Origin of the sequence: uncultured Fibrella sp. (assembly GCF_964250085.1) — a bacterium.
GTDB lineage: Bacteria > Bacteroidota > Bacteroidia > Cytophagales > Spirosomataceae > Fibrella.
The window spans coordinates 50,624-69,543 of sequence record NZ_CAXUEC010000013.1 but is presented as its reverse complement, the minus strand read 5'-3'; the positions used below and the strand labels follow the sequence as shown (position 1 = coordinate 69,543).

Below are 18,920 nucleotides of genomic sequence, written 5' to 3'. Positions count from 1 at the left end.
CAACACTATAGCTGTTGCTCGAACCAGGCGTCAGACCCGTGAACGAGTATAGACCTGACCCGTTGGTGGTCGTCGTGGCCACGGCACTACCGTTCTGGTAGAGCGTCACGATCACTCCTGGAATCGGCGTGTCGCCTGCGTTCTGGATGCCGTCGCGGTTGGTGTCGTTGAAGACGTAGTCACCCAGGGACGCAGGCCGGAAGAAGCCAGCGTCCACCGTTGGGTTGAACTCGTTGGCCGTCAGGCTATACACCCCTGTCAGACCACCCACGCCCGCATCCGAATCAATGGCGTCGTTGCTGCCCGTGTTGGCCGCCGTGGGTACGTACCCAGCCGGTTGACCAAAGCCCACCACGTAAGGAGTGCCTGGCGTCAAACCTGTGAAGCTGTACAAGCCGTTGGCGTCCGTAGTGGCTGTGGCAATAGCCGAGCTGTTAGTATACAAGGTCACCAGCACACCTGGGATCGGCACGTCGCCCGCATCCTGGATACCGTTGGCATTCTTGTCCTCAAAGACATAGTCGCCCAGACCCGCTGTTTGCTGGATAAATCCACCATCGATGGTTGTATTGCTTTCGCCTGATGATAAGGTCAGGTTCTGGCTACGACCTGTAACTGGATTAATATCCGAGTCCAGGGCCGTATTGGTGCCTGATAATGGATTAGTTGCCGTAAACCCAGTTGGTGTTGTAAAGCCCACACTATAGGTATTCGACGTACCTGGTGTCAGACCAGTGAATGAGTAGTTACCCGTTGCGTCCGTAGTAGTGGTTGCTACCGGTGTACCATTCTGATACAGAACAACTACCACACCTGGAATCGGGGTATCACCCGGCGACTGAACACCGTCTTTGTCTTTATCATTGAAGACGTAATCACCAATAGAAGCAGGCCGGAAGAAACCAGCGTCGACCGTTGGGTTAAAATCACCCGCTACCAGCGTATACGTACCTGTGCGGCCAGTAACCATCGACACATCAGAGTTGATAGCGTCATTACTGCCCACGTTAGCTCCCGTTGTTATGAAACCAGCCGGGGCAGCGAAGCCAACCTGATAGACATTCTGCGACCCAGAAGCCAGCCCTGTAAAACTATAGCCACCAGATACAGTAGTCGTTGTAGCGGCGACCGCACTGCCATTCAAATACAAGGTCACCAGCACACCCGGGATCGGCACGTCGCCCGCATCCTGGATGCCGTTGGCGTTCTTGTCTTCAAACACATAGTCGCCCAGACCCGCCGTTGGCTGGAAGAAGCCCGCATCGATAGTGGTGTTGCTCTCGCCCGATGACAGAGTCACCGATTGAGTCAGACCCGTCAACGGATTGGCATCCGAGTCCAGAGCCGTGTTGGTGCCCGACAGCGGATTGGTGGCCGAGTAGCCAGCCGGAGCCGTGAAGCCAACACTATAGCTGTTGCTCGAACCAGGCGTCAGACCCGTGAACGAGTATAGACCGTTAGCATTCGTCGTCGTTGTGGCTACCGCACTACCGTTCTGGTAGAGCGTTACCACGACTCCTGGAATCGGGCTATCGCCTGCGTTCTGTACTCCGTCGCGATTGGTATCGTTGAAGACGTAGTCACCCAGGGACGCAGGCCGGAAGAAACCAGCGTCCACCGTTGGGTTGAACTCATTGGCCGTCAGGCTATACACTCCCGTCAGACCACCTACACCCGCATCCGAATCGATGGCGTCGTTGCTGCCCGTGTTGGCCGCCGTGGGTACAAACCCAGCCGGTTGACCGAAGCCCACCACGTAAGGAGTGCCTGGCGTCAGACCCGTGAAGCTGTACAAGCCGTTAGCGTCCGTCGAAGTAGTGCCAATGGCGGAACCACTTGAGTACAAGGTCACCAGTACCCCTGGGATCGGCACGTCGCCCGCATCCTGGATGCCGTTGGCATTCTTGTCTTCAAAGACATAGTCGCCCAGACCCGCCGTTGGCTGGAAGAAGCCCGCGTCGATAGTCGTGTTGCTCTCGCCCGATGACAGAGTCACCGATTGAGTCAGACCCGTCAACGGATTGGCATCCGAGTCCAGAGCCGTGTTGGTGCCCGACAGCGGATTGGTGGCCGAGTAGCCAGCCGGAGCCGTGAAGCCAACACTATAGCTGTTGCTCGAACCAGGCGTCAGACCCGTGAACGAGTATAGACCGTTAGCATTCGTCGTCGTTGTGGCTACCGCACTACCGTTCTGGTAGAGCGTTACCACGACTCCTGGAATCGGACTGTCGCCCGCGTTCTGTACTCCGTCGCGGTTGGTGTCGTTGAAGACGTAGTCACCCAGGGAAGCAGGCCGGAAGAAACCAGCGTCCACCGTTGGGTTGAACTCGTTGGCTGTCAGGCTATACACTCCCGTCAGACCACCCACGCCCGCATCCGAATCGATGGCGTCGTTGCTGCCCGTGTTGGCCGCCGTGGGTACAAACCCAGCCGGTTGACCGAAGCCCACCACGTAAGGAGTGCCTGGCGTCAGACCCGTGAAGCTGTACAAGCCGTTAGCGTCCGTCGAAGTAGTGCCAATGGCGGAACCACTTGAGTACAAGGTCACCAGTACCCCTGGGATCGGCACGTCGCCCGCATCCTGGATGCCGTTGGCATTCTTGTCTTCAAAGACATAGTCGCCCAGACCCGCCGTTGGCTGATAGAAACCAGCATCCACCGACGTGTTGCTCTCGCCGCTGCTCAGGGTCAGCCCTGTGGTCAGCCCCGTGATCGGATTGGCATCCGAATCCAGGCCGTCGAAACCGATGTTGGCCGAAGTCGACTCGAAACCAGATGGCTTGCCGAAGCCAACGCTATAGGTATTCGACGTACCTGGCGTCAGGCCCGTAAACGAGTACAAACCATTTATGTCAGTTAGTGTAGTACCGACTGCGCTACCGTTTTGGTATAGCGTCACCAACACACCCTGAATTGGCGTATCTCCTGCATTCTGAATACCATCCCGGTTTTTGTCGTTGAACACGTAGTCGCCCAGTGAAGCAGGTTTATAGTAACCAGCATCAATGGTTAGGTTGTTTTCACCGGCGATTAAAGTCACAGACAAGCTACGACCTGTCAACAGGTCAGCGCCGGCGTCTGAATTCTTCGCCGAATCTGTTCCTGATAATGGTGTCGTTGTTGTGTAGCCAGCGGGTGCTGTAAAACCAACGGTGTAGCTATTACTTGTTCCTGGCGTCAACCCTGTAAACGAGTAAAGGCCGGCACTGTTAGTGGTAGTAGTAGCCACGGCTGTACCATTAAGGAACAGCGTTACGGTAACACCGGGAATTGCCGTGTCACCCGTGTCCTGAATGCCATTGGCGTTCTTATCTTCAAATACGTAATCGCCCAAACTGGCAGTTACACCTGGATTAACCAGAATATTACAACAGTTGCTAACGTCGCATCCATTCAGCTTGCCCGTAAATGAATATATTCCGGGAGCCTTAATTGTAAGGTTACCGGATGCATCAACGCTTGCCTCAGTAGTTGTGGCCGAAATCGGGTTGCCATTTATGAGCCAGGTAACGGCTGTAAAGCCAGCGGGTTTATCAACGATATACTCGTCGCCCGTATACCAGGTGAGGGGTACAGAGAAACAAGCATTGTCATAATCATCTTCAACCAGTGAGCCATTACCCGGAGTAGAGTTAACGTCCGTGCCATCCATAGAAGCGACCTCAGCGGAGTTGAAGGAAACTCCTTCACCATCAACTCTGGCAGTAATGAGCAGCGTTACCGTCTGACCAGGATTTATTGATCCAATGGTCCAACTACCAGTGAAGGTATTAACATTGAATGTAAACGAGCCAACTCCCGCCGTTGATGATAGGTAAGTGGATAAGCCAGCCGTCATCGACTCACTGACCACAACACTGGTCGCCGTGGCCGAACCTGTATTGGTTACTGCAACCGTATAGGTGATCACATCGCCCAATGCTGGAGAAGCATTACTAATCGTCTTCTCGAGTTTCAGATTGACGACCGGAGTTTGGGCGTAAGCGCCCGTAGCCAGGCACAGTAGCATACTTAACGCTACTGAAGCCCGCCGAAATACGGACGCGCCCGGTGAGGTAGACGAACCAGTGTACCTATGCAGGAACGCAAGTAAATAAGCCCAAAAGGAGCTTATTCGGCGTAAGAACTGGTTTTGTAGAAATAGATCATTCATTGCAAGCGGGAAAATTTGTACGCTGGATAATTTACCAAACAGTGGATACCTGGATCGTTGATCAGGTGGTTCGGCCCAGCGAGGCGGCCGTTCAAGACGATTTTCCATGGCTAGCTGGCCTGCGAGCCGGACAGCCTTTTGAGACCTATTCGTTTGCAGAAATCGTGACGCCAAGGCCCACGGTGCCAGCATAAAGCCTATTTGTAGTAGCAATCGCTCGAAAAAATAGAGCAATTGCCCCGTGAAGGCGTGCTGAGTATGTTTATGCCGAAGTTTGTCCGGATCTGAAGTAAACCGCTTAAGGCTGTTTTTCAGTGTAGAAGTCACGTTCATCTGCGATGGAATTAAAAGCGTTTAATGTGGATCCAGGCACCAATACTTGTATACCACATTATGATCCGTTGTTCGTAAGAAAGTCACGAACACGGCATAGAATGGAAAGTAGGCTATGGTACGCTCTTTTTTCATCTAAAACTATGCCAAAGCCCGATACACCTTCAGCAAATACCCTTATACCCAATGTTACGGGCATAGGGCCAACAATTATGAGTTATAAGCTACCGTTTTGCACAACTAGTAGCTTACATAGTAGACCATTCATTAGGGGCTACCACTGGCAGGCCGGTTAGCTAAAACTATGCCAAACAAAGGCCCACCTAAGCAATTTCACCTAGCCTCCTTTAAGTATGCAGACAAAAAAAAGCCCCGCTTTAACGGGGCTTTTTTGATTTATTACGTTAATAAAACCTAGAAATCGTATCCTAGCGTTACATAAGCTATAGGATTGTTGGTGACTTTATTCTCAACCCCCCAGGCATAATCGAACTTCACGTAGTATCCCAGAAGCATAGTCCGGGCACCTACACCGTAGCCGATCAGGAATGGGTTCTTGAAGTTCGTCAGCGTAACACGGAACGGCGTTGGCGGACCACCGAAACGCTCGGTGTTCAAACTGTTTTCCCGGCTGAAGGGACCACTCGTTCCGTTCCAGGCCGTGCCAATATCAGTGAATCCAACAAATTGCAGGTTACGCAGGAAGTTCGACGTGATGTTTCCACGATATAGATAGCGAATCAGCGGGAAGCGTAGTTCGGCATTGAACAGCAGGTGGCTTGTGCCTACCAGTTTGCCCTGACGGAACCCGCGTAGCGGCGCGGCAAAATCCAGGAAGAACAGATCACGAATGTTGTTGCGCACTTCCGAGATCAGGAGCGGGTTAGTGGCGGTTTGCTCTTTCTGGTTATTGATCCAGTTTTCCATCCCCCCCACAGCACTCTGTTTGGGCGCATCGCCACCCGATTGCCCATACGACAGCCGCAAGGCTAAAACCAGATCACGGTGAATATGCTGGTAATGCCGGATATCAGCCGTGAGGCGGTTGAACGACTCGTTGATGCCACGCAGGCCGGTATAATTCTCGTATTTGAGTTTGAACCGCGTTCCTTCGATCATGTTCATCCCGTTGACTTTCGTATTATCGAAGACCACTTCGGCACGGGCACCAGCATAGTCAGATACGGCGTCGGGTTGCCCCTGCCCTTGAAACGACAGGTCGATTTGCCGTGTGAGGGCATAAAACGGCGATACCGAGAAACGGGTGTTGACCGAGATCGGGTACGAAGCCGTCAACGAAACTTTGTTATATCGGAACCGCTGACTGAACTCCCCGGCATCTAAAAATAACGTCTGCCGGTCGACCCGCACGCCATAATCCACGCGGTATTTCAGGTTCTGGTATTCAGCCCACAAATCGCTGTTCTTCAGGTTCGTCGTGATAAACACACCCGCCTTCACAATATGATTCTCCAGGAGATCATTCAGGGCTATGTTCTGAACGTACCCAAAGCCCCGAACCGGGTCAATACGCCAGTTCGAACTGGCGTCGTTCATGACAAACAAGCCTTTATAGGCGAACGGACCGCGTACGGTAACACTCTCGCGACGACGATTCCGGGGAAGTGGTGCGTTCAGACCCGGAACGGTGGCCTGCGCAGCCGTGGCAGCAGCCCGCCGCTGGCGGTACTCGGCCGCTTTCAATACGTCAGGATCAAATTCGTATTGATCTGTATCCACTTCACCCGGTAACAGGGCCATTTTGGGGAGGGTAGAAGCTACCGTAGCCGAAACGGCTGGCGTTGGTTTGGCCGTTGTGTCCCGAACGGCTAGTGCACTGTCGCGAACGATAGGAGCCTGTTTTGGCACGGGCCGGGCCGCCCGCAATCCCATAGCTGTTGCCCGCTGGGTGATGGGTAGTGCGGTTTCTGCATCCGGCAATTTCGATCGGAAGCCAACGTAAAGCGTACCATCCTGAATGCTGCTGTAGGCGAAGCCACCGTTGGCCGGCAGGTAATCATACTGCATAATTCCGGTGGGCAACGCTGTTACGGCCGTTTCGGTTTGTTCGTCGATCAGGCGTTTGTAGAGGTTCCGAATACCCGTCTGCTCACTGACGTAATAAAGCACATTCTCACTGTTGCTGATCGGTGCCACGGCCCGATGGGTAGAGTCGGTTAACCGCCGCACCGACGCTACGCGTGGATTGCCGTCAATGGTGTAAATGCTGAACTGGTCACGAATCGACTTGTATGTGCCTTTGTCTACATTAAGTGTATCGAGCAGCCGGTTCGACGAAAATACAATTTGCCGACCCGACCGGCCCACAAACCGGGGTTGCAGATCATCGTACAAATCGTTGGTCAGTTGCTGGTAATTATTCCGGTTTACGCTGTAGAGGAACAAATCATTTTGCCCCTTGCGCACGGCGCTAAACACGAGGCTGCCGCCATCGGCCGAGGCGTCCATGCTGGTCACCTGTGCCAGTCCGCTAATCGCCTGACTCAGCACCCGCTTGGGTCGTTTTTCTAAACCGCTATATATATATAGGAACGGACGGCCTCTTTCCTCCAGCAAAACAACCAGTTGATTATCCCGTTGCCAGGCAACCAGAGGCATATTCGGTTTGTAAGACAACCCATCGAGCCGGTACCCGCCCGACATCAAACTGTACTTTTTCCGGGTAGCCGTGTTCACAACCTCCACGTTGTACTTACCATCGCGTACGGTAGTATACGCAAGAAACGCCTTGTCAGGGCTCAGTTTTAAGCTATTTAACTGAACGGGCGTTTTAGAACTAGACAGCGTAATTCGGAAATCATCAGCGTTTGTCTTGAAAGCGCCCGCAAACGGGGCGGCCTGTCCGGCGTAGTAATCGCGCCAGTCGCGGAGGAATCGGTTATACGGGATACCGAGCGTACTCTGAATACTGCTCTGCTCGTTGCGGATAATCCGGGTCAGGTTCAGAATATTGGAAATATTGTCGCGGCCATATTTTTGCCCGATGTAATTCCAGATCGACTGCCCAACCCGCTCGGCATCAATGCCCGACAAGGTAGACGGTTTACGAACAGGGTCGTTGATTGAGACGTCGCGCATGTAATCATCCAGCTCGGCGCTCCACCCTTCGGCCACATAAGCCGCCATTCCTGGCATGAACCAGTCAGGCAACGTCAGCAGTAGCGAACTTTGAAGAGCGTCTTTCAGGCTTCCACCATACAGCATGTCATAGACAAACAGCATAGTGACGTTGCGCAATAACTCTTTCCTGAAGCTTACCTGATCGCCCGAGAAGGCCAGTTCCACCCGCGACTTCGACAGGTCCAGTTCACGACGGGTCAGCTCGCCAAGTGTAGTGACGCCAATGTTGCTTTGAGCCAGTTCCTGCGGTGAATTGTACAGGAATATTTTGATCCGGTTGTACGGCGTGTACCCCAGCAGTTCGGTGATGCGATCAAAATCAGACTCGGCATATTGCGCAGCCAGGTTAGCCAGTTGCTCACCGTCTTCGTAGAAGTAAATCTCGAAATTCGACGTGCGCACTGTCTTCCACCCGAACGTGCGGTATTGAATCCGGTTCTTGCCAAACTGTTCAAGCGATGGATAATTCTGAGCCCACGCCGACGTACCCAGCCCCAGGCACAGTAATGAAAGGATATACAACTGACGCATAAGCATCTTGAGTAGTGATAAACTGCACTTTATAACGAATGAAAACGGCTAATATTCACCGCCGGATTGATTTCTTTACCCAACGCCAGATGGTCGGCCAAATCGTGGGCCAGATAAGGGGCCAACGATACCCCTTTCGTGCCCATTCCACCAAATATACCGACGGATGGGTACGTTTGGTGCCACCCCACAAATGGACGACGATCAACAGTCGATGGGCGAATACCGGCCCGCTGATCAACGACGGTAAACGGTATCCTGAGCAATGCACGCGCCTTCGTTTCTAAAAACGACCGACCCACATCGGTTGTTTTCCAGTCTAGCTCGTGCCACGAATAGGTTGCCCCGATACGGATGCGCGTAGCCGACAGCGGCATGATGAAAATACCCTGATTGACGATGTTCGTGAGCGGGTAATCGGCGACTTCGGCAGTCAGAATTTCGCCTTTCACCACGTTATAGGGCAACGCACTAAAGAACGGATTTGCCTGCCCATGTGGTCCTTCAGAGAAGATGACGTACCTATACGTTTTCCCCAGGTACGTTACCGAATCAGGGCGAGTCTGCAAGTCATCCGAACGTACCTGCCCGTATGTAAACAACTGTTTGTCAATAAAATAGTCACGAACGGCGGCAGTAAAAGCGGGCAGATCGACCCACCCTGCCTGCATTACCTGAATGCCGCCGAAGGGGTTGTTAATTACGGCTGAATATGCCGCATCGTTGATGGCCGGTTGAAAATACGGTTGCAGTTCAGGGTCAGCAGCAATGGTCTGATACAGTCTTCGTTCAGCTTCATCGCGATAGGGCCGATAGACGTCGAGCGGGGTAAAAAACGATGTATTCAGTTGATTTGCCAATCCGGTATAAAACCGGTGCAGGTACGGAAAAAGCCGGTCGGCTTCCCAGGTTTTAACGAGCTTCCGGCCCGTCAACGGATTCACGATGCCTGCCGCTACGGATGAGGCAGACGGCAATTCGGGCGACGATACGATGTGAACCGAAAACCCCCGTTGATGCAACGTCCAGGCCAATACCGAACCGGCTACGCCCTGCCCAACAATCAGTACATCAGCGCCGGTAAAACTCATGGGTGCACCTTCCCGAAATGGCCATGCCGGTGCAGTTCGGCAATGCGGCGGTCGGCCAGTTCGATCACCCATTCCACCTGTTCGTCGATCATCATAAATGAGGTGTCGAGCAAGACAGCATCGGGGGCTTGAGTGAGCGGACTTTCAGAACGGGTACTGTCGATATGATCGCGTTTTTCAAGGTTACGAACAATCTCGTCGAGGTTGACCATTTCGCCTTTTTCCAGTAGTTCAACCTGTCGGCGTTTGGCCCGGATAAACGTGTCGGCGGTCATGAATACTTTCACTTCGGCATCCGGAAAAACCTTGGTACCGATATCGCGGCCATCCATGACAACCCCTCGTTTACGACCCATTCGCTGCTGTTGCGCTACCATGGCCCGGCGTACTTCCACGATGGTGCTGACTTCGCTCACCATATTGGAAATATACATTTTCCGAATCTCTTCTTCAACGTTGAGGCCGTTGAGGCAGGTCTCGTTTCTACCCGTTTTTTCGTTGAAATTGAACGATACGTGCAATTTTTCGAGCGCATCAGCTACCTCCTTCGGGTTGGTATAAGTAATGCGGTTCTGATGAAAGTACAAACTCACCGCCCGGTACATGGCCCCGGTGTCGATGTAGGCGTAACCCATTCGGGCGGCAACGGCTTTGGCCGTGGTGCTCTTCCCGCAGCTCGAATATCCGTCTACGGCAATGATGATTTTCGACATGCAACAGGGGCTAATGGTCCCACAAAGAAACCACAAACGGGGCTTTTATGAAAGTTGGTTTTTGCGCGCACGGTATTCCTCGCGCAACATGGCATAGATATGCTCGTCGAGAAAATGGTTGTTTTTAACGGCCGCTTTTCGGTGAATCGCTTCATGCCGGAAGTGTGCCCGCTCCAGTACCCGCATCGATCCTTCGTTCCCCTCTAACACACAGGCATAGATGCGATTAACCTGCGAATTCTTGAAAATATAATCGACCAGAATGGGCATTACTTCCGAAATAATGCCTCGCCCCCAGTATTTTTCGGAGAGCCAATAACCCACTTCTGCGTTGAAGCGGTAAATGTCGTCGCGAACGGTGAAACCAACGTTGCCAACGGCTTCGCCATCTACCTCAATAGCCAGATTGTTAGGCAGTTGAGATGTACGATTGGAACGTACCCAGGCCGACGCATCACGAATGCTGTAGGGATACGGAAAAAAATCGCGGACCCAGTTCCAAATATTCCGGTTACTGGCATGGCGGGAAAGGGGTTCTTCATCACCCTCGCGCCAGGGCCGAAGCAGGCAGGTGTTTAATTGAAAGTGCGTCAAAAGGCAGTGGATTTTCGCCTAAACTACAAGTTTATCAGGCGAAATAACAACACACAGGCCGCTTTGTTGGTATAACCTTATCGTATTAAGAAATCGACATGTGATTTTTTCGCCGCGTTTAACGTCTCCGTTATCGTGGCGGTCTGTATTCCTGATACGTTTATTCGCTTTGGCTACTCTAAACCTATAAAGTTTTTGAACCCCTATAGGTTTAGGGTAGCCGGGTTTAAGTCAGCGCGTAAATCTGGTCCATCAATACCCATTTCTCGCCGGGTTTCGCACCGGGAATCGGCTGCTGATAGCCCCACATGAGTTGCTCCCACACCTGCACGGCGGGATTATCGGCGTCCATCCGGGCTTTACGTTCGAAGGAGAACGTCTCGTCGGTTTCCATGATCATAAACAGCCGATTACCAAACCGGTAGATGTTCATGGCTGTAACACCCGCCTCCCGGATACTGGCCTCGATTTCGGGTCGCGGGTTGGCGTGGTGCTGTTCATACTCGGCAATCAGTGCCGGGTCATCTTTCAAATCAAGTGCAAGGGCGTAGGTCATCTATGTAACGCGGACTTCAGTCCGCATTTAAGTACAAAAAATGCGGACTGAAGTCCGCGTTACATTACTCTTCAACCACGTGTCCTTTCCAGCCATACCAGGCAATCACGGTCAGGCAAAGCATAGGCACCACGTAGGCCGTCTGGATGTTCGTTTTGTCGGAAATCCAGCCCATCAGCAGTGGGCAGAAAGCACCACCGGCAATGGCCATCACCAACAGCGACGAACCAAGTTCCCGGTCTTCGTTCAACCGGTTGATTGCCAGGGCGAAGATGGTCGGGAACATGATCGACAGGAAGAAAGGCACCCCAAACAAAGCCCATACGGCTACTTCTGAGTGCGACGACAAAGCCACTGCCAGCAGCACCATACAGATTACGGCGTAGATCGTCAGGAGGCGATTAGGCGCAATGTAGCGCATGAGGAACGTACCTGTGAAGCGGCCGATCAGGAAACCCAGCATGGCGAAACCGAGTAGTTCAGCCGCCTGCTTCTCGGGAATGTTGCTGGTGAACCTGGCAAACCGGATGAAGAAACTCGTGACGCAAACCTGCGTACCCACGTAGAAAAATTCGGCCCCGATACCACCCACCAACTGCCGGTGTTTCAAGGCTGTACGCAAAGTCGACACGCGCTCACTCACGTGGGTATGCACAGTGGGCAGCTTTATAAAGACAAACAGCAGCAAGACAACCAGCACCAAACCGGCAATGATCAGGTACGGCATCTTCACCGAATTGGCTTCAAACTGTAGGTACGTGTCTAGCTGGGTTGGCGTCATCGCCGCCAGTTCGCCCTGCGTGTGTTCGATACCGCTCAAGATTAGCTTCCCTCCTATTAGCGGAGCCAGAAACGAACCCAGCCCGTTGAACGACTGGCTCAGGTTGAGTCGCGTCGTAGCCGATTCAGGCGGGCCAAGCAGCGTTACGTATGGATTGGCCGCTGTTTCCAGAAACGCACAGCCCGACGCAATGATGAACAGTGCGCCCAGAAACAGCACATAAATTCGGGTATTGGCCGCCGGCACAAACAGCAACGCCCCCAGCGCGTACAAGGCCAGCCCCATCAGGATTCCCCGCTTGTAGCCGTACTTTTTCATAACCAGACCAGCCGGAATGGCCATCAGGAAGTAGCCCAGATACACCGCCGAATCGATCAGGGCCGACTGTAGATCAGAGAGTTGACACGCTTTCTTTAAGTGCGGAATCAGGATGGGTTCCAGGTTGTGGACGAAGGCCCACAGGAAAAACAGGCTCGTTACCAGCGCAAATGCCAGTGTATACGATTCGACCGGCGTTCCCGTCGGGGTGCCTGGTGGTTTAGAGGTAGGGGGTACAGGAATGGCAGCCATTTAAAAGGGAGTTTAGGAGATTAAGTCCTCCATCTTCTGTTCTCGGTCTTCTGTTGCGCTGCTGATTCAGAAATAGGTGTTTTAGCAGCGCAACAGAAGACCGAGAACAGAAGATGGAGGACATTTTTATGAAATAGACCGATCGAGGTGGGTATAGCCTCCGTCGACATAGACCAGTTGCCCGGTGGTATGGCTCGACTGCGATGACAGTAGAAACGCGACGGTGTTGGCCAGTTCGGTGGTAGTCGTCATACGCTGTTCGAGCGGAATTTTGCTGGTAATTTTTTTCAGCGTCTCGTCCGGGTCAGGCAGTGTTTTGATCCATTTTTCGTAAAGCGGCGTCCAAGATTCGGCCACGATCACCGCGTTTACCCGGATACCGTAGGGCAGCAGTTCCACCGCCCATTCGCGGGTGAGGGCATTGCGGCCACCGTTCGACGCTGCGTAGGCCGATGTGTTTCCCTGGCCCGTCGTAGCCACCTTGGAGCCAATATTCACGATGCTGCCTTTCGATGCTTTCAGCGCTGGCAACGCGTGGTGCGCCATGAGGTAGTAATGCACCAGGTTTTTGTGCAAGGAAGACATAAAACCTTCGTAACTACCACTTTCCAGGCCAACACCATCATTTTCACCCGCGTTGTTGACGAGCCCATCGATGCGGCCAAACTGGTTCATCACCTGTTCCACCGCCAGTTTACAAGCTTCCGGCTGGGTCAATTCGGCAACGACGCCAAAGGCCCGCCCGCCTGCTTCTTCGATGCTGGTAACGGTCGCGGTGTTATGGTCAGCACTGCGCCCTACAATGGCTACGATGGCACCTTCGGCCGCCAGCACCCGGCTGATACCTTCGCCAATACCCCGGGCACCGCCCGTAACGATGATTACTTTATCTGTAAAGTGTAGATTCATGATGTATAGGATGTCAGATACTGGATGCTGAAATCACAAAGTCTAAAATCTCATAATCCGTAAAATTTCACCGCGTTGCCGCCAAATACCTTGCTACGTACGTCATCCCCCCAGGGCAATACATACTCCTCAACTACGGTTTTTACCTGCGTGTAATCGGCGGCGACGAGGCAGACGGGCCAGTCGGAGCCGAACATGAGCCGATCGGGGCCAAACTGTTCGAAAACCACATCCAGATAGGGAAACAGGTCGGCTTTTTTCCAGTTTTGCCAGTCCGCTTCGGTCACCATGCCCGATACTTTGCAGGATACGTTTGGCTGTTTGGCGAGCTCGGCCATGAAGTTCGACCAGCGGTTTATTTCCTGTTTGCGAATCGCCGGCTTAGCCATATGGTCGATCACAAACTTCACCTCCGGCACCGCCCGTACCAGATGCAGAGCCGCCTTCAACTGCGCCGGATAGATCAGGATATCGTAGGTAAATCCAAACGCAGCCAGTTGCTTAATGCCTTTGATCACCTCGGGACGCATCAGGAACTCATCCGGTTCGGCCTGCGCTACATGCCGGAAACCGCGTATTTCCTCAAATTGCGAGTAGGCTTCCAGATGGTCATACAAGCCGGGCGACTGCAAATCGACCCAGCCAACTACACCCTTGACAGTATCGTAAGCCTGCGCCATACTGACTAGAGACATCGTTTCCTCGTCGGATTGCGACGCCTGTACCGCTACGCAACCGTCAATACCATTGGCAGCCAGTACCGGCTCCAGATCAGCGGGCAAAAAATCACGGCGAATCGTCGACATGTCGTCGGTGATCCAGCTATCGCGTTCGGGGTTATAGATCCAGAAATGTTGATGCGCGTCTATTGTCATGGTGTTACAATTATCAAGTGTCAATGACCAATTATCAGCTTTGCTGGTGCAACGGCAATGCCACGAAGCCGATAATTGGTCATTGATACTTGTTCATTGATAAGAGACGGCCAGTTGGCGTTGTTCGCCCAGGCCTTCGATGCCGAGTTCGACAACATCGCCGGGCTTGAGGTAGCGGGGTGGTTTCAGGCCGAGGCCAACACCCGATGGCGTGCCCGTCGAGATCACGTCGCCGGGTAGCAGCGTCATAAACTGACTAATGTAGCTGACCAGCGTAGGTACGTCGAAAATCATGTCGTCGGTGTTGGAATCCTGTAGTTTCTCGCCGTTCACCGACAGCCACAGGCCCAGCGCGTTTGGGTTAGGAACCTCCTCACGAGTGACCAGATAAGGTCCCATTGGCGCAAACGTGTCGCAGCCTTTGCCCTTGGCCCATTGTCCGCCCCGTTCCAACTGAAACGCCCGTTCGCTGTAATCATTCACCACGGCATAACCCGCTACATACTCCATCGCGGCATCGAGTTCAACGTAGCTGGCGCGTTTGCCAATGACCACGGCCAGTTCTACCTCCCAATCGGTTTTTTCTGATCGCTTCGGAAGCACGACATTGTCGTTTGGCCCGCAAAGCGAGGTTGTTGATTTGAAGAACAGAATGGGCTCTGCTGGCGGTGTAGCCCCCGTTTCAGCGGCATGTTTGGCGTAATTCAGGCCCACGCAAACGATCTTCGAGGGGCGTTTAATGCAGGGGCCAAACCGAGCATCGGCCGGTACGTGCGGGCAGGTGGCGGCGTGGGCCGTGAGCCAGTGGGCCAGTCGGTCGGGGCCGTTGGTGGCGAAGAATAATTCATCGTAATCGCCGCCGAAATGGCTGACATCAAGGTGGCTACCGTCCGGCATCAATACGCCGGGGTGCTCGTGGCCATCGGGGCCGAAGCGGAATAGTTTCATGCAAAAAGCTTTGCGGTAAAAGTAGCCAACCGGTACGCACTACTCCTATACAGCCAGCTACTTTTCGTACTGCTTTATATACGACCTGCCCAATATGACTCGTTGTTAGGGCAATGTCTTTACATCCAGCTACGTCACGCATTCCCTTGGCCACCGGTTTCTTCACCGTTTGCCTGCTCTTTGGGCTCTCCGCCTGCCAGCGTCCCGTTGCGCAATTTCAGCGCAGCAACCGGGTCATTTTTCACTCGCCTGTTGTCAAACCAGCCGATCGGGACGTACCTGATCGCGCAGCAACTGATTCCAGTGTCGATTCGGGCCATTATGCCGACCGGCAAACGCAGGCTATACCGGCCGACCGGGAACGTACCCAGACACCGGTTGCCTATGCCGAAGCCAGACCACCCGTTGAGTCGACGGAACAACCGACCAATGGGCCTGTTGGCAGCACGTACCCGACGGCCGAGCGCATCCGGCAGCACCAGAACAACGCCCGTCGTTTGCTAACCCCCGCCCCCGACACCGATACGCCGATTCCGGTGAGTGAACACCAGCCGGGACCGAAGCCCAAAAAAACATTACGGGAGATTCTCGGCCTGCCACCACGCAAGAAATTGAACTGGTGGCAACGCATTTCGTGGCAGCTAAAAGCCTCGGTCATTGTCATTCTGGTGGCCGTCGTATTCGCCATTCTGGGCATCACCGTGCTGGCCATCGTCTTCGGCATCATCGGCGCGTTGCTCCTGATCCGGGGCCTTAAGAAATCATTTAAGGTGAGACGCGGAATTTTTGGTTTGGGCGGATGAACAGGACATTGCCTGCGCAGGTACCTTTCGTCAGTCTTTCAACTCCGCTGGCAAATGGGTCAGAATTTCGCGCTTCAGAGCGTTAATCAGGCTTCGTTTCAGGAAACTCCGGTGCATAACCAGGCTAACGTCACGTACGGGCGCAACGCCCGAAAAGGTCCGCAGTCTTTTTTGCCGTTCCGAATCCAGATCGAGCGTGGCCAGATAAGGCAGCAGCGTAAATCCATCCTGCCGGTCAATGAGTTTAACCAGCGTTTCGAGCGAGCCCGTTTCATAGCGCAGGGCCGAATTTCCCTGAAAACCACCACCGCACAGATTGATTACCTGATCGCGAAAACAGTGCCCTTCCGATAGCAGCCATAGCCCTTCGCCCGTCAGGTCGCTGGGGTTGATCGTCTCTTTTTCCAACAGCGAATTTCCCTTCGCGGCATACACCATAAACGGCTCTTTGAACAGCGGAATATCGGTCATACTATTCTCGCGAAGCGGCGTTACCACAATACCCACATCGAGCAGGCCGGTTCGTAAGCGCTCCACAATCTGCTCGGTCAACAGTTCCTGCAACTGGATCGTGACGGACGGGTAACGCGCCATAAACGCGCCGATAAAGTACGGTAACAAGTACGGAGCCAGCGTTGGAATGATGCCCACCCGCAGTTCGCCGCCCACTTCATCGCGCGATTCTTTGGCCAGTTCAGGAATCCGGCGCGAAGCCTGCAACACCTCACGGGCCTGCGCCACAATGATTTGCCCCGTCTCGGTTGGCACCACCGGATGCTTCGACCGGTCGAAGATCAACACGCCCAGTTCATCTTCCAACTTCTGAATCTGCATACTCAGCGTGGGTTGCGTTACGTGGCAGTGGTCGGCAGCGGTAGCAAAATGGCGATGCGTATCAATAGCAACGATATAATCAAGTTGAGTAAGCGTCATGGATAGGCTACCTTCTGTTTACTGTTTAGTGTCTTCAGTTGCTTCGCTGTTGACACGCACCGACAAGTAGCGAAGCAACTGAAGACACTAAACAGTAAACTGTTCTATAGATAAATTCGATATAAATCTAAATCACATTGACTGAATAAATGCACCAAATCGACTTTCTTTGTTGTATCGTTCAAACCCCGTTATCATCGATGAGCACCTATCGCCCTCTACTACTGCTGCTTTTGCTGCTGACCTCGCCCCTGCTGGCGCAAAAGAAAATTAATAATCCCGCCGCCAAAGATTTCGATATGGCCGGTTCTGACGCCCGCGCCGTGCAGATCGCCGACGAGGTGATGGCCGCGCAGGGAGGTCGCAAAGCCTGGGACAATACCCACCACATTGCCTGGACGTTCTTCGGCGCCCGTCGACTGCACTGGGACAAGTATACGGGCAACGTGCGGGTCGATAACCTGAAGAATGACCAGACCGTTTTGCTGAACATTAACACGGATAAGGGTCGCGTTTTTCGGAACGGAAAAGAAGAAACCAACCCCGACAGCGTGGCAAAATTCGTAAAAGCCGCCAAAGGCGCATGGATCAACGATTCGTACTGGCTGCTGATGCCCTACAAACTCAAAGATTCGGGCGTGACGCTGAAAGACCTCGGCACCGCCAACACCGAAGCCGGCCAACCCGCCGACCTGATTCAACTGACGTTCAAGGGCGTGGGAAACACCCCCGACAACAAGTACCACGTTTGGGTCGATAAAACCACGCGGCTAGTGTCGCAGTGGGCGTATTACCCAAAATACACCGACGAAAAACCGGGCTTCGTTCTGCCCTGGACCGACTACCAGACGCTGGGCAAAATCAAATTGTCGGGCAAACGTGGCCCACGCGAACTGTCAGACATTAAGGTATACGACTCGTTATCTGACGCGATCTACGTGAATTTCGACCGGCCGAGCCTCTAAGGTTTCTGGTCTTACCGGTTGAAAAACGTGATGCTATCCCGTTCCTGTACTCTCTTTCTGGGTACGTTGCTCTGCTCCTCAGTCAGTTTCGGACAAACCGAATCAACGGCGCCGTTGAACCTCACGCTGGCGACGCCCGTTGATTCGGTCCGGTTCCAGAATCATCGCTACAACGAGTTTTACCGGGCCAATCGCGACTTTTCCTATATCTCGCCCAATGGCGAATTGGGAGCACCCAGCAAATACGTCATCAACGGCGAGCTGATTGCCAGTTATTTTCTGCTGGCAAGCCCGAAATCACGTCTGTCGATTGCCGTAACACAACGGTTTATGGCCCGGACCCGCACCGATCGGTCGTCGCCAATCCGCACGCCGAGCTTCCGGCTGGGGACGCAGGTGTTTTATCGGCTCAGTTCCAACGTGACGCGCTACAGGTACGTTGAAGCCCAGTTTTTTCATCACTCGAACGGGCAGGACGGAGATACCTTTCGGCCGAACGGCACCTACAATACAGAGACCGGCGATTTCTCGACCAACTACATCCAGGCAACGTATAACTGGGGCACACATTTCAGCCAGCGCCACGGCGCGTATTACAACCTGGGCTACCGCTGGCATGCACCGATTTTCAATAGTTCTGAAGGACTGACAGGTCACTACGGTTTCGGGCGCGTGCTGGGGCAGGCAACCTACCGGCTGCTGGCACGTACCCAGCCAGAACCGGTCTCGACCGTCACAACCGAGCGTATGCGGGTGACGCTGCAAGCCTCATATGCCGTCAATCAACTGGACGGCTGGTCGTTGACAGCCGCCCAACGCCGATTAAATGTTGAGCTTAGCGTTTGGTATATTCCTGCTTTTAGCCGTGATGCTGGTATTTTTGCCACGGCGGGCTATTACGGCGAAGACCCGTACAACATTTATTTCAACGATCGTTACGCGTTCGTTCGGCTGGGTATTGCGGCCGGTTTTACCCGCTATACCGACGAGCTTCGGAAGTGAACTGTACCCTACCGCAAACCGA

General features: G+C 53.5%; 14 protein-coding genes. 3 read left to right on the top strand and 11 right to left on the bottom strand.

Annotated features, from left to right (window positions below):
• The 10 genes from ACFE8Q_RS27355 to ACFE8Q_RS27310 all read right to left on the bottom strand — a co-directional run.
• Window positions 1–4,009 (bottom strand): SdrD B-like domain-containing protein (locus tag ACFE8Q_RS27355; protein WP_375448641.1); only part of this gene is annotated, 4,009 nt, incomplete at its 3' end.
• Window positions 4,010–4,900: 891 nt separating this feature from the next.
• Window positions 4,901–8,158 (bottom strand): hypothetical protein, encoded by a 3,258-nt coding sequence (locus tag ACFE8Q_RS27350; RefSeq protein WP_375448640.1) that lies wholly within the window; start codon window positions 8,156–8,158, stop codon window positions 4,901–4,903.
• Between the two features lie 29 nt (window positions 8,159–8,187).
• Window positions 8,188–9,249, bottom strand: coding sequence for an NAD(P)/FAD-dependent oxidoreductase (locus ACFE8Q_RS27345; protein ID WP_375448639.1), 1,062 nt, complete (start codon window positions 9,247–9,249; stop codon window positions 8,188–8,190).
• Complete coding sequence (gene cmk / locus ACFE8Q_RS27340; protein WP_375448638.1) at window positions 9,246–9,962, bottom strand: (d)CMP kinase; 717 nt, start codon at window positions 9,960–9,962, stop codon at window positions 9,246–9,248. Before cmk ends, ACFE8Q_RS27345 begins: the two co-directional genes overlap by 4 nt.
• A 45-nt stretch (window positions 9,963–10,007) precedes the next feature.
• Window positions 10,008–10,556, bottom strand: a complete 549-nt coding sequence (locus ACFE8Q_RS27335) for a GNAT family N-acetyltransferase (RefSeq protein ID WP_375448637.1) — start codon at window positions 10,554–10,556, stop codon at window positions 10,008–10,010.
• A 226-nt stretch (window positions 10,557–10,782) separates the two neighbouring features.
• On the bottom strand, window positions 10,783–11,112 hold the full coding sequence (locus ACFE8Q_RS27330; protein ID WP_375448636.1) for an L-rhamnose mutarotase: 330 nt from the start codon (window positions 11,110–11,112) through the stop codon (window positions 10,783–10,785).
• A 64-nt stretch (window positions 11,113–11,176) separates the two neighbouring features.
• Window positions 11,177–12,463, bottom strand: coding sequence for an L-fucose:H+ symporter permease (fucP, locus tag ACFE8Q_RS27325; RefSeq protein WP_375448635.1), 1,287 nt, complete (start codon window positions 12,461–12,463; stop codon window positions 11,177–11,179).
• Between the two features lie 126 nt (window positions 12,464–12,589).
• Window positions 12,590–13,372, bottom strand: a complete 783-nt coding sequence (locus ACFE8Q_RS27320) for an SDR family oxidoreductase (RefSeq protein ID WP_375448634.1) — start codon at window positions 13,370–13,372, stop codon at window positions 12,590–12,592.
• A gap of 50 nt (window positions 13,373–13,422) precedes the next feature.
• Window positions 13,423–14,247, bottom strand: coding sequence for an amidohydrolase family protein (locus tag ACFE8Q_RS27315; RefSeq protein WP_375448633.1), 825 nt, complete (start codon window positions 14,245–14,247; stop codon window positions 13,423–13,425).
• A gap of 93 nt (window positions 14,248–14,340) precedes the next feature.
• On the bottom strand, window positions 14,341–15,195 hold the full coding sequence (locus tag ACFE8Q_RS27310) for a fumarylacetoacetate hydrolase family protein (RefSeq protein ID WP_375448632.1): 855 nt from the start codon (window positions 15,193–15,195) through the stop codon (window positions 14,341–14,343).
• A 113-nt stretch (window positions 15,196–15,308) separates the two neighbouring features.
• Between ACFE8Q_RS27310 and ACFE8Q_RS27305 the strand changes: the two genes are divergently transcribed.
• A complete protein-coding gene (locus tag ACFE8Q_RS27305) occupies window positions 15,309–15,998 on the top strand; it encodes a hypothetical protein (protein ID WP_375448631.1) in 690 nt (229 codons plus the stop codon).
• 30 nt (window positions 15,999–16,028) lie between these two features.
• Here the strand turns inward: ACFE8Q_RS27305 and ACFE8Q_RS27300 are convergent, their stop codons facing one another.
• A complete protein-coding gene (locus ACFE8Q_RS27300) occupies window positions 16,029–16,931 on the bottom strand; it encodes a LysR substrate-binding domain-containing protein (RefSeq protein WP_375448630.1) in 903 nt (300 codons plus the stop codon).
• A 200-nt stretch (window positions 16,932–17,131) separates the two neighbouring features.
• Between ACFE8Q_RS27300 and ACFE8Q_RS27295 the strand changes: the two genes are divergently transcribed.
• The gene (locus tag ACFE8Q_RS27295) at window positions 17,132–17,896 is read left to right on the top strand and encodes a hypothetical protein (protein ID WP_375448629.1); all 765 of its coding nucleotides are present in this window, start codon (window positions 17,132–17,134) and stop codon (window positions 17,894–17,896) included.
• Window positions 17,897–17,926: 30 nt separating this feature from the next.
• Window positions 17,927–18,898, top strand: coding sequence for a hypothetical protein (locus ACFE8Q_RS27290; protein ID WP_375448628.1), 972 nt, complete (start codon window positions 17,927–17,929; stop codon window positions 18,896–18,898).
• Window positions 18,899–18,920: the final 22 nt, after the last annotated feature.